Annotated in this window: 11 protein-coding genes; 7 read left to right on the forward strand and 4 right to left on the reverse strand. The window is 57.4% G+C overall.

Annotated elements, in window-relative coordinates:
* Window positions 1–65 precede the first annotated feature (65 nt).
* On the forward strand, window positions 66–758 hold the full coding sequence (locus HLUCCO03_RS15455) for an ABC transporter ATP-binding protein (RefSeq protein WP_051603830.1): 693 nt from the start codon (window positions 66–68) through the stop codon (window positions 756–758).
* Window positions 758–3244 (forward strand): FtsX-like permease family protein, encoded by a 2487-nt coding sequence (locus HLUCCO03_RS15460; RefSeq protein ID WP_027831741.1) that lies wholly within the window; start codon window positions 758–760, stop codon window positions 3242–3244. Before HLUCCO03_RS15455 ends, HLUCCO03_RS15460 begins: the two co-directional genes overlap by 1 nt.
* Window positions 3245–3271: 27 nt before the next feature.
* Here HLUCCO03_RS15460 and HLUCCO03_RS15465 read toward each other — a convergent pair whose 3' ends face one another.
* The 4 genes from HLUCCO03_RS15465 to HLUCCO03_RS15480 all read right to left on the reverse strand — a co-directional run bounded on the left by HLUCCO03_RS15465 (window position 3272) and on the right by HLUCCO03_RS15480 (window position 7298).
* The gene (locus tag HLUCCO03_RS15465) at window positions 3272–4066 is read right to left on the reverse strand and encodes an ABC transporter substrate-binding protein (RefSeq protein WP_027831742.1); all 795 of its coding nucleotides are present in this window, start codon (window positions 4064–4066) and stop codon (window positions 3272–3274) included.
* Window positions 4067–4251: 185 nt separating this feature from the next.
* Window positions 4252–5439, reverse strand: a complete 1188-nt coding sequence (locus HLUCCO03_RS15470) for an iron-containing alcohol dehydrogenase (RefSeq protein ID WP_027831743.1) — start codon at window positions 5437–5439, stop codon at window positions 4252–4254.
* The gene (locus HLUCCO03_RS15475) at window positions 5439–5984 is read right to left on the reverse strand and encodes a hypothetical protein (RefSeq protein WP_027831744.1); all 546 of its coding nucleotides are present in this window, start codon (window positions 5982–5984) and stop codon (window positions 5439–5441) included. The genes HLUCCO03_RS15470 and HLUCCO03_RS15475 overlap by 1 nt, the downstream gene beginning before the upstream one ends.
* Window positions 5985–6059: 75 nt before the next feature.
* A complete protein-coding gene (locus HLUCCO03_RS15480) occupies window positions 6060–7298 on the reverse strand; it encodes a M48 family metalloprotease (protein ID WP_155940021.1) in 1239 nt (412 codons plus the stop codon).
* A gap of 280 nt (window positions 7299–7578) precedes the next feature.
* Between HLUCCO03_RS15480 and HLUCCO03_RS15485 the strand changes: the two genes are divergently transcribed.
* From HLUCCO03_RS15485 to katG, 5 genes are all read left to right on the forward strand, one after another.
* Complete coding sequence (locus tag HLUCCO03_RS15485; RefSeq protein WP_027831746.1) at window positions 7579–8049, forward strand: PaaI family thioesterase; 471 nt, start codon at window positions 7579–7581, stop codon at window positions 8047–8049.
* Window positions 8046–8480: a PaaI family thioesterase gene (locus HLUCCO03_RS15490; protein WP_027831747.1), complete on the forward strand. Its 435-nt coding sequence runs from the start codon at window positions 8046–8048 to the stop codon at window positions 8478–8480. Before HLUCCO03_RS15485 ends, HLUCCO03_RS15490 begins: the two co-directional genes overlap by 4 nt.
* A gap of 384 nt (window positions 8481–8864) precedes the next feature.
* Entirely contained in the window at window positions 8865–10757 is a 1893-nt protein-coding gene (gene htpG, locus HLUCCO03_RS15495) for a molecular chaperone HtpG (protein WP_027831748.1), read from the forward strand.
* Between the two features lie 138 nt (window positions 10758–10895).
* Window positions 10896–11114 carry a DUF2835 domain-containing protein gene (locus HLUCCO03_RS15500; protein WP_027831749.1) on the forward strand — a complete coding sequence of 73 codons (219 nt, stop codon included), beginning with the start codon at window positions 10896–10898 and terminating at the stop codon, window positions 11112–11114.
* Window positions 11115–11393: 279 nt separating this feature from the next.
* Window positions 11394–13571, forward strand: a complete 2178-nt coding sequence (gene katG / locus HLUCCO03_RS15505) for a catalase/peroxidase HPI (protein ID WP_027831750.1) — start codon at window positions 11394–11396, stop codon at window positions 13569–13571.
* Window positions 13572–13577: the final 6 nt, after the last annotated feature.

A 13577-nucleotide genomic window follows, 5' to 3' on the forward strand; every position in this document is an offset into this window, starting at 1 on the left:
AATACAACCGTTGCGGAGAGCCAGTGAGCGACTTAAGTGATCACAAACCTGAAAGCCGGCGCCCCATGCTGAAGGTCAGTAACCTGACGCACAAGGTAAGCCTGGAAACTGATACGTTGACGATCTTGCAGGGGGTCAGTCTGGAAATCAACCGCGGTGAATCCGTGGCGATTGTCGGGCGCTCCGGTTCCGGGAAGACCACCTTGCTGGGGCTCCTGGCGGGGCTGGACACACCCTCGGAGGGCACTGTTGAACTGGATGGCTCCGTGATCAGTCAGCTCAGTGAGGATGAACGGGCCAAGCTCCGTTCCCGCCGGGTCGGCTTTGTATTCCAGTCGTTCCAGTTATTGCCCGCACTGACGGCGCTTGAAAACGTGATGTTGCCCCTGGAACTTGGCGGTTTTGACAGCCCGGCAGCAAAGGCCCGGGAACTGCTTGAACGGGTCGGCCTTGGTGAGCGGCTTTACCACACGCCCAGGCAGCTTTCCGGCGGCGAGCAGCAGCGTGTTGCCATCGCCAGGGCCTTCGCCTCGGAACCGGCCATCCTGTTTGCCGATGAACCCACCGGCAACCTGGACAACCGCACCGGCGCCGATGTGTCAGACCTGCTGATGACCCTGAACCGGGAACAGGGCACCACTCTGGTGATGGTCACCCACGATGAGCGGCTTGCCGCCCGTTGTGGCCGGCAGTTCAATATTGAAGCCGGCATACTGACAGAACCCTCATCGGCCCAGCAGCAGGAAACGGTGAACTGATGGCAGCGTCGAAGAAACTGATGTCGGTCCGGCGCGACTGGCGTGAAAGGGACGTTCGCGTTGTTCTGTCCGCGTTGATCATTGCCGTTGCCACGGTTGCCACCATTGCGCTGTTCGCCAGTCAGTTGCAACGCACGCTGGTGTCCTCCGCGAGTTCCTTTCTCGCCGCAGACCGGCAACTGGAAGCGGAAAACGGCCGCCCGGTTCCGGAAGCCTGGTTACAAGAAGCACAACAGCGGGGCCTTGAAACCGCCCGCATGGTGGAATTCTCAACCATGGTATACGGGGCTGATAATTTCCAGCTGGTGTCCATCAAGGCAGTGAACAACGAGTACCCGCTGCGTGGCCAGGTGGAATACCAGGAGGGTGCCGATGCGCCCAGGCAGACCGTCGGCCATGGACCCGGGCCGGGAGAGGTCTGGGTGAATCCACGCCTGCTGCGGTTACTGGAACTAGAGGTCGGCGACAGCCTGGAAGTGGGTAATCACGAGCTGACCATCTCGGGTCTGCTGGTGCGCGAACCGGATGGCGGCTTCCGCATGTCTTCACTGGCTCCACGGGTCATGATGCACGTGGACGACGTGGAACCCACCGGTGTGATCCAGGAGGGCAGCCGTGTTGAGTATGTGTACCTGTTTGCTGGCGAAGAAGCCGCTCTCGATAACTATTACAGCTGGCTGCAACCCCGGCTGGAACCCAGTCATGAATGGGAGGGTGTGCGCGATGGCGAAACCTTCTCCCAGTCCCTTGAGCGGGCCGAACGCTTCCTGTTGCTGGGTGGCAGCCTGGCCGTCATGCTGGCGGCGGTGGCCGTTGCCGTGGCCAGCCGCCAGTATGCGCTTTCCCAGAGAGACACCGTCGCACTGCTGAAAACCCTGGGTGTCAGCAGCAAAGGTATCGGCCGGCTTTACCTGCGGAGGCTGGCACTATGGGGTGTTGTTGGTGCTGTTGGCGGGCTTCTGGTGGCCCTGCCTCTGTATTGGCTGCTGTCCAGTGTGCTGGGAGACGTGCTGGAGCAGCAGATCGATTACCAGCTCGATCCCAATGCACTGGCACCGGCGCTGTTGACGGCGCTGGTCTCTCTGTTTGCCTTTGCCTATCCCCCCATACGCCGGCTGCGGAATGTCCCGGCCATGCGGGTATTGCGGAGTCAGCCGGGTGAATCCGGCCGTGAAGCCATTCCGGACCTCGTCATTGCTGTGGTGGCAGTGTTTGGCCTGGTGTGGATGTACGCCCGTGAAGTTTCACTGGTGCTGTCACTGCTGGGCGGGCTGGCATTGCTGCTGGGCACACTCGCCCTGCTGGGCTGGTTGCTGGTCAGTACCCTGCGCAGGATCAGTGGCGGAGGTAATGCCTGGAGGCTGGCACTTGTGGGGCTGTACCGACATCGCCGGGCAAGTCTGTCCCAGATAGCCGTGTTTGCCATGACTCTGATGCTGGCAGCGACGCTGATTCTGGTAAGGACATCATTGCTGGACGACTGGCAGGCACAGTTACCCGACGATACCCCGAACCACTTCCTGATCAATATCTCGCCTCAGGCGGTGGATGAAGTCGATGAATTCTGGTCAGAGCGGGGGCACCCGCTGGAACAGTTGTACCCGATGGTCCGTGGCCGCCTCACCGAGTTGAACGGGCAGCCAGTCAAGGAAGCCGTCACCAAGGAAGAGCGGGTAGGTGCCCTGAACCGGGAGCTTAACCTGACCTGGATGGACCAGTTACCGGACGACAATAAGATTGTGGCGGGAGAGTGGTTCGCAGACGGCCAGAAAGACGGTGTATCCATTGAGGCGGAGCTGGCCGGCAAACTCGGGGTCAAAGTGGGTGACGAACTTGGCTTTACCATTGGTTCGGATACGGTGACGGAAACCGTAACCAGTATCCGCACTGTGCAGTGGGACAGCATGAAGCCCAACTTCTACATGGCCTTTCCACCAGGTGGCGGGCTGGAGGACATGCCCGCAACCTGGATTACGGCGTTCTTCCTGCCTTCGGGTATGAAAGGGGAGCTCAACGAATTCTCCCGCAGATTTCCCACGGTCTCGGTGCTGGAAATTGACCACGTGATTGAACGCATTCAGGAAATTGTGCGTCAGGTGACCCAGGCCATCGAAGCGATACTGGCGCTGATTCTTGCAGCTGCCCTGGTGGTCATGGCGGCGGTGGTCAGCGCAACCATGCAGGATCGTCAACGGGAGGGGGCGTTGTTACGAACCCTTGGGGGCAGGCAGTCGCTGCTGGTGAGAAGCACCATGCTGGAGTTTGCCTTGCTGGGCTTCTTTGCCGGAATTCTCGGGGTTGCAGCGGCAGAGGGCGCTGTATGGGCGTTGCAGTTCAGGATGTTTGAGGGGGAGTTCCGCTGGCACTGGCAGGCCATTCTGCCTATTCCGCTGCTCAGTGCCCTGGTGCTGGCGCTGTTCGGACGCTGGCAGCTGAAGCCGGTATTGAGCGTGTCACCCATGTTGTTGCTCAGGCGGCTGGAATAGAGGCAGGGCGGCGGAGCCATGCGGGAGTTAGCGGTAGTTCGACAGGATTTCGTCCAGCTCGCCGCTCTCCCGCATCGTTTCAAGCTCATGGTTGAAGTCTTCGGCAAAGTCTTCCCAGTCCTTTCTGAGCATCACCCGGAAGCCGTATTCGCTCAGGGTTTCAGGGGTGCTGCGAAACTCTGTCTGCATGTTTTCTTTCATCAGAATCCACCGGCCAACAAGGCGGTCAGCAACGGCGGCATCCATGTCGTCGCCATGGAGCACATAGTCGAACATGTCTTTATCGCGGGACACATCAAAGCGCCGGATCTTGCCGGATTCGAAATGGGGCTGCAGGGCCGGGTAGTGGTAGCCCAGGTGGGTCACCAGTGTATGTGAAAACAGGTCTTCGGGTGTTTCAAATTCCAGGTCCGAGTCTTTGGGTACGAACAGTACCTCCTCGATATCCACCACGGGGTCGGTAAAGGCATAGTCATCCGGGTTGTCTGTCCATTCCTTTGCCCGGGTGGTGGCGTCGATGTAACCCTCCGCAAGCATCTGGTCCACACGTTTGCGGGGTATCTTTTCGGGTACCACCCGGTAATCCAGCCTGCTGGCAATCTTTGTGACCACATCCCACATGATGCCGGATTGCCTGCCGTTCTCGCTGATCAGGTAGGGTGGGTAGCCATTGGGGGAAACATTAAACCGGATAACACGTTCACTCTCACCGGGGGCGGTATCCTCGGTAGCGAGTGTGTCTGTGCCAGACCCGAAAGCGAACAGAAAGGTAAGCGAGGCAATGGCTACCGGCAGGCGCCGGCTGGAGGATGCATTGTGCATAGATGCAAGGCCCTGATTTCATCAAAAGATCTGACCCGGCTACATCCCTGCCAGTGAGAAGGAATTGTCACTTTTTCCATTATTGATTTCAATGATTTCAATAGAATGTTTTCGTCAACCTTTGCAAAAGCCGGAGCCCGCAAAGCCCCGGCAACCGGTGTTATCCGGCTGCCGGGGCGGTAGGCTCAGGCCCAGGCTGTTTTCAGAACGGCCCGGGCATCCTCAAGTGTGACTTCTTTCGGATTGAACATCATGGAGCCGTCATCCATGGCCAGTTCGGCAATGGTATCCAGTTGGTGTTCCTCTACGCTGCCGGTCTCCTTCAGGGTTCGGGGAAGCTTGCAGCGTTTGTAGAGCTCATCCCGCAGCTTGCGGAGTGCGGAAATGCTCGCTTCGGCACGGCGGCTGGCCGGCGTGCTGGAATACACTTCCGGGCCTTCCAGATACAGCAGGAGCTCCCCCAGGGGTTCACGGATGGTTTCCAGGTTGTACTCCAGCACATAGGGCAGGTACAGGCTCATACACAGGCCATGGGGCAGGTGACAGATAGCACCGGTGGCATGGCCCAGCGCATGAACCAGGCCGACCATGGAATTGGAAAAGGCAATGCCGGCCATGGTGGAAGCCTGGGCCAGTTCCAGCCGGTTGTCCCGGTCCTTCGGGTTATCCATCACCTTAAGCAGCGATTTACTGATTTTCTTGATTGCCGCCGTTGCATAGGCATCACTGAGCGGGTTCTTGGCCATGCAGGTAAAGGCTTCGGTGGCATGGGTCATGGCATCCATTGCGGTTGCCGCGGTGATGTGCGGCGGCAACGTCAGCGTCATCCGCGGGTCAATGACTGCCGCATTGGGCAACAGGAATGACGACGTGAACGGCAGCTTCACTGACTTGGCGGTATCTGTAATAACCGCCACAGAGGTGACCTCTGACCCGGTACCCGCGGTTGTGGGAACCACCAGAAATGGCTTCAACGGGTGTTTGATAACGCCCGCGCCACTGTACTTTGCAATGTCGTCACCGCCTTCAGAGACCAGAATGTTCACGGCCTTGGCGGTATCAATGGCGGAGCCGCCGCCTACTGCAATCAGGGAATCGCACTTTTCCCGGCGATAGATGCCGGCGATGTCTTTCACCACCCCGGTGGAGGAGTCCGGTGGCACATCGTCGTAGATACTGATGATTTCCAGCCCACTCTCTTCGCAGGCAGCAAGTACCGGGTCCAGGAGGCCGGCGGCACGAACGCCTTTGTCCGTGACAATCATCGGGCGTTTCGCACCCAGGCCGGTCAGCTCATAGGGAATGTGCTCCAGAGCCGCTTTGCCGGCAATCACCTTAACCGGGCAGAAAAACTCATAGTATTGATTGGTCATTATGCTCTCACCGTCTCGACGAAATTGGTTGCTACCTTGAGGTAAATACGAGCTGCACTGAGAAGTTTTTCGGGCAGGTGCAGGTTCGAGGGGTATTCCTTTACGGCCCTTTCCGCCACCAGCCTGGGCAGGATAAAGGTTTCCAGCCGGTTCAGAATCCGGGTCATGCGGATGGCGTAACTGATATCCCCGTCCACCAGCATGCGGTCGTTGGCAAAGGCGACGGATGTCTTCTCCTGGAACGACAGCACCAGGAAGGCGTGGGCGATATGTTTGAACTGGATGGACAGGTCCACCGGGCGGGGGGCTGAATCACCGTGGTAATGAAAACGGCCGTCGCCGGTGTGCTCAACGATCAGCCGTGAGCCATCCGGCATCACCATCATTTCAAACAGGAAGCCCTCGGGCAGGGCCCGGGCTTCCTTCTGTACAGAGGCATCTATTTCGCTGACAGCCTGAAGCGCACGCCCCATGACTTGGAACATAAGCTCTACATAAAGCCGGCGGGCCTGAAAGACCATCGGCTGGATACGTTTCGCGAGCATGGCAATCGTCCGGTTGTTGTTTCGATACCTCGATTTTTAGAGTTATTGCTCTAAAAGTCAATGCGGACGATGACGTTAATTCTCCGTCAGCCGGGCCAGTTTCTGTTTTGCTTCCTCGGCGATATCACCTTCAGCCTTCGCTGCGGTGCTGTAATACTGGATGGCGTCGTCCCGGCGATTCTGCTTGACCGAAATATCACCGAGGCGCAGATAGGCAATGGAGGTCGGGACGGTTTCGTTGGCTTTGTTCAGGCGCTCTTTTGCCTTGTCCAGTTTGTTAAGCGCCAGGGCATTGAGGCCGCTGTGCAACTGGTAGGTGAACATTTCCGGGTAAAGGGAGGTGGCCTTGTCGAAGTCGGCCTCGGCTTTTTCCGGCTCGTCCCGTGCCTTGTATATCTGGCCACGCAGGGAATAGAACGCAGCTTCTTCCGGCTCGATCTTGATGGCCTCGTTGATTTTTGCAATGGCCTCATCGAACTTGTCGTCGCTCGCCAGTTTCATGGCTTCGTCATGGGCGTCGTAGGCAGGTTGCCGGCTGCGCAGGAATTCGGTTTTCTTCTGGTATTCCTCGCGCCCGCGGAAGCCCCCGGCGCCAATGTCGTCAACGAGTTTCTGGTTTTCGTTAACACGTTTCTGTGAAGGTGGGTGAGTGGCAAACATGCCCTCGATAAAGCTGGTTTCGCGGCCTTCGGAGAGCTTCACAAAGAGCTCCTGAAGTTCCACGGCCGCCTGAGGATCATAGCCGGCTTCCTTCATGTATCGTATGCCGAAATGATCTGACTCAAGCTCATCACCCTGGCTGTACTGTGCAAGGGCAAGCTGGGCACCCATGGCTGCGCCCCCCATGATCAGGCCTGCCCATTCATTATCTGAAAGCGCAAAGCCCAGCCCGGCCACGCCGGCGCTGATCAGCATTCCCTGTTGCATGCGCTGAACGCTATGCCTTGCAGCCGCATGGACGATTTCGTGCCCGAGCACGGAGGCCAGCTGGGCTTCATCATCAAATTCTGTCAGCAGGCCACGATTGATTGCGATCTTGCCGCCCGGCAGTGCCCAGGCATTGGGCACACTGCTGTTCAACACCACAAATTCGTAGGGAAGGTCCGGGCGGTCGCTGACTTTCGCCAGCTTCTGGCCCACTTCCTCAACGTATCGGTTCAGATCCGGGTCCAGGTAGAAACGGCCGCCCTGGGTTTGCTGGGTGGGCTTGTACTGCTCACTGCCGATGGACAGTTCCTGGCTTTCGGGAATCAGCGACAACTGCTTTTTGCCGGTAACCGGGTTTACAGCGCATCCGGAAAGGATGGCCAGCATGATCACGATGGTGAGGTATCGAAATCCAGCAGAGATGTTCACGGATAGTGCTCCTTGGTCTGTGTCCCCTGGCGAGTCCTTCGGATGGTTAAAATCGCCCTGTCAGTCAATGGTACCTTTATAGCATACCCACCCGGCAGGCTGCGTTACTTCAGTGCGTTGCCACCCGTATGGAGGCCCTGGCACTGTTGCGTTATCATTGCCCCCTGTTTACTCCTCTGTTCAGCCATTGACACCCGGAACTCCTCCCACTCGTACGTGATCTGACGAGCCAGACTTTATGAAAAATTCCATACGAAAGGACCGGGTTCGCCGGTTCATCGGAACCCTTAACCAGGGCCGCGAGCTGGGCCTGACCGTCACATCGGCGAAAGAGGAACAGCTTACCCTGTGCCTTCCGTACAGCGATCGGATAATCGGCAACCCGGATACCGGCGTGATTCACGGTGGCGCCATCACCACACTGATGGATACCGCTTCCGGCTCGGTCATCATGTGTGCACTGGAGGATTTCGAGCTGTGCCCGACGCTGGACCTGCGGGTGGACTACATGCGCCCGGCCGAGCCTCACAAGCCGGTGTATGCCCGGGCCGAAACCTACAGGATTACCCGCAATATTATCTTCACCCGTTGTGAGGCGTTTCAGGAGCCGGGCGAGACCATCGCCAATTGTGTGGGTACTTTCATGCGCATCGGCAAGGAGGCAACGCCCAAATCCTTCCGTGACCTGATTACCGGAGGCGAAGAATGACCAATCCGGAAATCCTCCGTTACACCCAGGAAACCGGTGATTTCTCCCGCATGCTGGAAAGCATCCCTTACGCCCGCTTCATCGGCCTGGAATGCGAACGGTTTGGCGACGACCTGATCTTCCGTCTGCCGAAGAAGGAAGAGAACCTGGGCAACCCGATTCTGCCTGCGATTCATGGTGGTGTGATCGGTGGGTTTATGGAGCTGTCGGCGGTTATCTACCTGATGATGTCCCAGGAGACCCTGCGCATGCCCCGTATCGTTGATTTTTCCCTGGATTACCTGCGGGCCGGCCTGAACCGGGAAACCTTCGCAGAATGCCAGCTCACCCGCCAGGGCAATCGCGTTGCCAACGTGATGATCACCGCCTGGCAGAAATCCCGCTCCCAGCCCATCGCCACGGCCCGGGCCCACTTCCTGCTGGCGGACTGAATTCGCCCTTTTGGGGTTGAAATACCGCCTGTTACCCCCATTTCTGAGATCAGTTATTCAGGCATTGGTGCAGGCAAGCAGTTGAGGAAGTATTTACGAAACACGCCTCGAGACGTCCCTGTGCGGCTCGGGCTCCGCCATCCATGGCTCCGCACGGTTTCGTAAATCCTTCCTCAACTGCTCGCTCCAGATCCGTGCCATAACCGGTTTTACTCAAAAGTCGGGCGGTGTGGGTACGAAGCCCTGTCCAAAACCCTGCGGAGCCATGGATGGCGGAGCGGAGCGTACAGGGACGTATCCACAGCGTGTTTTGGACAGGGCTTCGTACCCGCACCGCTCCACCGAACCAGACCGAACTAAACAAAGCAGGAGACAAAACAAGCCATGACGGTTGAATCGCAAAAAGAGACGCTCGGGTTTCAGACAGAGGTCAAGCAGCTGCTTAACCTGATGATCCACTCACTGTATTCCAACAAGGAAATCTTCCTTCGTGAGCTGATTTCGAACGCTTCAGACGCCGAAGACAAGTTGCGTTTCGCTGCCCTCAAAGACGACAGCCTGTTCGAGAACGATCCGGAGCTGAAAATACGCCTGGACTATGACGCCGAGAAGAATACCGTCACTCTCGCTGATAACGGTATCGGCATGACCCGGGACGATGTAATCCAGAACCTGGGCACCATCGCCCGGTCCGGCACCGCCGAGTTTCTCAAGCAGCTTTCCGGAGACGAAAAGAAAGACAGCAAGCTGATCGGTCAGTTCGGTGTGGGCTTCTATTCCTCTTTTATCGTGGCCGATTCGGTGGAGGTCTTTACCCGCCGTGCCGGTGCGCCTGCTGAAGAAGGTGTGCACTGGGAGTCCAAAGGCGACGGTGAGTTCACGATCGAGAATGTCGACCTGCCAGAACGCGGTACAAAAATTGTCCTCCACCTGAAGGATGACGCCAAAGAGTTTGCCGACGGCTTCCGCCTGCGCAATCTGGTGAAGAAATACTCCGATCATATTTCCTTCCCCGTGGTCATGAAGTCCGAATCCGAGGAAGAGGGCGAAAAAGGCAAGGATGAGACCGTCAATGACGCCACTGCCCTGTGGACACTGTCCCGCAGCGAGATCAAGGATGACGAATACAAGGAGTTCTACAAACACATCGCCCATGACTTTGAAGACCCGCTGACCTGGTCCCACAACAAGGTGGAAGGCAAGCTGGATTACACCAGCCTGCTGTACATTCCCGGCCGTGCACCGTTTGACCTGTACAACCGGGAAGCCCCCCGTGGCCTGAAGCTGTACGTGCAGCGCGTGTTCATCATGGATGACGCCGAGCAGTTCCTGCCCCTGTACCTGCGCTTTACCAAGGGCGTGATTGATTCCAATGACCTGTCGCTGAACGTGTCCCGTGAGATTCTGCAGAATGACAGCACGGTGGACAGCATCCGCACGGCGGTGACCAAGCGGGTTCTGGACATGCTCTCCAAGCTCGCCAAGAAAGAGCCAGAGAAGTACCAGCAGTTCTGGAACGAATTTGGCACCGTACTCAAGGAAGGCCCGGCAGAGGACTTCAGCAACCGCGAGAAGATTGGCGGTCTGCTGCGGTTTGCTTCCACGCATACCGGTGAGAAAACCCAGAATGTGTCTCTGGACGAGTACATCGGCCGCATGAAGGAAGGCCAGAACAAGATCTACTACATCACTGCAGACTCATTCATGGCCGCCAAGAGCAGCCCGCACCTGGAAGTATTCCGCAAGAAGGGCGTTGAGGTGCTGATCCTCTCGGATCGCATAGACGAGTGGATGATGGGCTACCTGAACGAGTACGACGGCAAGCAGTTCCAGGACGTTGCCCGGGGTGATCTGGACCTGGGCGATGTGGAAACCGAGGAAGACAAGAAGCACAAGGAAGAAGCGGCCGAGGAGCACAAGGATCTGTTGGAGCGTATCAAGACCGCTCTGGAAGACCGGGTTCAGGAGGTACGGGTTACCAATCGCCTGACTGATTCACCAGCCTGTCTGGTGGTGGGCGACTTCGACATGGGTGCCCAGATGAAGAAGATCATGGAAGCCGCTGGCCAGAAGGTTCCGGACAGCAAGCCGATCTTTGAAATCAATGTGGATCATCCGCTGGTCCAGCGCCTGGAGAAAGAGCAGGGCGAAGACCGCTTCAAGGAGCTGTCCGCAGTCCTGCTGGACCAGGCCACACTGGCCAGCGGCGAGCAGCTGCAGGATCCGGGCGCGTACGTCAGCCGCCTGAACCGGCTGCTGCTTGAACTGGCCAACTAAGGCCTGATCACGCAGGTCGGATGTAGGTCGGATTAGCGAAGCGTAATCCGACAAAACTGGCGTACATCTCGGGCTTCGGTTGTTGGATTACGCTTCGCTAATCCGACCTACGTTAATGCAACCTGCGATCAAGTTTTCATGCAGCAAATCATTGTGGACGTCGAGATCAGCCCTGATGAGTGGATAAAGCTCTATCAGGGCGTTGCCACTGATGTCCGAACCACGGCCCGGGACGGGCGCTCTGTCCGCTTCCCGGCCCGTATCCTCTCCCGCTTTTACCTCAAGGACGGCATTCGCGGCAGCTTCCGTATTCTGTTCGATGACGCCGGAAAGTTCGTGTCTATCGAAAGGCTCTGACCTTTCGCACTGCTCTATCTATTGATAAAAGCTTTCAGAAATTTATTTTTAATTAATTGTATTAAGCTTTCCTTTGCGCGTTAACGTATAACCGTTCTCGTTGGGCAGGAGCATATCCATGTCAGATCTATTGTGCTCGAAACGCCCGCGGTAGATCCGATAGGCAATCACTATTCGGGACATAAGAAATACTCAGAGCAGAGCGCTTTTTCTGTCCTATAGTTAGTGTTGCCCGACTCAAAGTAGTGCGTTTTTGCCAAACCGAATGAGGAGAGAGGAATGACCGATAACAACAGCCAGGGTGGTAAGTGTCCTGTAATGCATGGCTCGAACACCCAGGAAAAGGCCGACGTAAGTGCCAATTGGTGGCCTGAGAATCTAAACCTGGACATCCTGCACCAGCACGACCGAAAGACTAATCCGCTTGGTGAGGATTTTGACTATCGGGAAGAGGTCAAAAAGCTCGATTACGAAGCCCTTGAAAAGGACATGCACGAGCTGATGACCAACAGCCAGGAGTGGTGGCCTGCAGACTGGGGCCATTACGGCGGCTTGATGATCCGCCTTGCCTGGCACGCAGCGGGTACTTATCGGCTGGCAGATGGCCGCGGTGGTGCGGGCACCGGAAACCAGCGATTTGCACCGATCAACTCCTGGCCGGATAACGGTAACCTCGACAAGGCACGGCGCCTGTTGTGGCCGCTGAAGAAAAAGTACGGCAACAAGGTAAGCTGGGGCGATCTGTTCATTCTGGCGGGCAACGTTGCTTACGAATCCTTCGGCTTCAAGACCTTCGGTTTCTCCTATGGCCGCGAGGACATCTGGCACCCGGAGAAAGACATTTACTGGGGTGCGGAAAAGGAATGGCTGGCGCCGTCAGACAGCCGTTATGAGAATCTCGATAAACCCGACACCATGGAAAATCCGCTTGCTGCGGTCCAGATGGGTCTGATTTACGTCAACCCTGAAGGCGTGAATGGTGTGCCCGATCCGCAGAAGACCGCTGAACAGGTACGCGTTACCTTTGCCCGTATGGCAATGGATGACGAAGAAACTGTCGCACTGACCGCTGGTGGTCACACCGTTGGTAAAACCCACGGTAACGGTGATGCTGAGGCGCTTGGTCCAGAGCCCGAAGGTGCCGACGTTCACGAGCAGGGACTTGGCTGGCGCAACCCGCACCTTGATGGCAAGGCCACCAATGCTGTTACCTCAGGCATCGAGGGTGCGTGGACAACGAACCCGACACAATTCGACATGGGCTATTTCGATCTCCTGTTCGGGTACGAGTGGGAACTGAAGAAGAGCCCTGCAGGCGCCCAGCAGTGGGAGCCGATCGACATCAAGGAAGAGCACAAACCGGTCGATACCACTGACCCATCGATTCGCCGTAATCCGATCATGACCGATGCGGACATGGCGATGAAGGTGGACCCGAAGTACCGTGCAATCTGCGAGAAGTTCATGGCAGATCCGGAGTACTTCAAGGACTGTTTCGCCCGCGCCTGGTTCAAGCTGACCCACCGCGATATGGGGCCGAAGTCCCGCTATATCGGTCCGGACGTACCGGCTGAAGACCTGATCTGGCAGGATCCCGTACCGCAGGGCGAGACCAATTACATTGAAGAGGTGGTCAAGGAGAAGATTGCTGAGGCCAACCTGAGCATCAATGAGCTGGTCTGCACCGCCTGGGACAGTGCCCGCACCTACCGTGGTTCAGACATGCGTGGCGGTGCCAACGGTGCCCGTATTCGCCTGGCGCCCCAGAAGGACTGGGAAGGTAACGAGCCGGATCGCCTGGCCAAGGTGCTGAAGGTCTACGAAAAGATCTCGGCCGACACCGGTGCCAGCATCGCGGATGTTATCGTGCTGGGTGGCAACCTGGGCATCGAGATGGCGGCGAAGGCTGCCGGCCATGAGGTTCATGTGCCGTTCCTGAAAGGCCGTGGCGACGCTACGGACGAAATGACCGACGCCGAGTCCTTCGATCCGCTGGAGCCGCTGGCTGATGGCTTCCGCAACTGGCAGAAGAAGGACTATGTGGTCAAGCCCGAAGAAATGCTGCTGGACCGTGCCCAACTGATGGGACTGACAGCGCCGGAAATGACCGTCCTGATGGGTGGCATGCGAGTACTTGGTACCAACCATGGTGGCAGCAAGCATGGCGTGTTCACGGATCGCGTAGGTCAGCTGACCAACGACTTTTTCGTGAACCTGACCGACATGGCCAACACCTGGGAGCCGACTGGCAAGAACTCGTACAACATCGTGGATCGCAAGAACGGCAACACCAAGTTCACCGCGACCCGTGTTGATCTGGTGTTCGGTTCCAACTCCATCCTCCGCTCCTATGCCGAGGTGTACGCCCAGGACGACGCTAAAGAGAAGTTCGTGAAGGACTTCGTTGCCGCCTGGACCAAGGTCATGAACGCCGATCGTTTCGACGTCAAGAAGTAAGACCTG

Source organism: Marinobacter sp. HL-58 (genome assembly GCF_001314605.1).
Taxonomy (GTDB): domain Bacteria; phylum Pseudomonadota; class Gammaproteobacteria; order Pseudomonadales; family Oleiphilaceae; genus Marinobacter.

Coding starts and splice junctions, on each gene's coding strand:
- HLUCCO03_RS15455 (WP_051603830.1), top strand. CDS start 66: ATGCTGAAGGTCAGTAACCTGACGCACAAGGTAAGCCTGGAAACTGAT.
- HLUCCO03_RS15460 (WP_027831741.1), top strand. CDS start 758: ATGGCAGCGTCGAAGAAACTGATGTCGGTCCGGCGCGACTGGCGTGAA.
- HLUCCO03_RS15465 (WP_027831742.1), bottom strand. CDS start 4,066: ATGCACAATGCATCCTCCAGCCGGCGCCTGCCGGTAGCCATTGCCTCG.
- HLUCCO03_RS15470 (WP_027831743.1), bottom strand. CDS start 5,439: ATGACCAATCAATACTATGAGTTTTTCTGCCCGGTTAAGGTGATTGCC.
- HLUCCO03_RS15475 (WP_027831744.1), bottom strand. CDS start 5,984: ATGCTCGCGAAACGTATCCAGCCGATGGTCTTTCAGGCCCGCCGGCTT.
- HLUCCO03_RS15480 (WP_155940021.1), bottom strand. CDS start 7,298: ATGCTGGCCATCCTTTCCGGATGCGCTGTAAACCCGGTTACCGGCAAA.
- HLUCCO03_RS15485 (WP_027831746.1), top strand. CDS start 7,579: ATGAAAAATTCCATACGAAAGGACCGGGTTCGCCGGTTCATCGGAACC.
- HLUCCO03_RS15490 (WP_027831747.1), top strand. CDS start 8,046: ATGACCAATCCGGAAATCCTCCGTTACACCCAGGAAACCGGTGATTTC.
- htpG (WP_027831748.1), top strand. CDS start 8,865: ATGACGGTTGAATCGCAAAAAGAGACGCTCGGGTTTCAGACAGAGGTC.
- HLUCCO03_RS15500 (WP_027831749.1), top strand. CDS start 10,896: ATGCAGCAAATCATTGTGGACGTCGAGATCAGCCCTGATGAGTGGATA.
- katG (WP_027831750.1), top strand. CDS start 11,394: ATGACCGATAACAACAGCCAGGGTGGTAAGTGTCCTGTAATGCATGGC.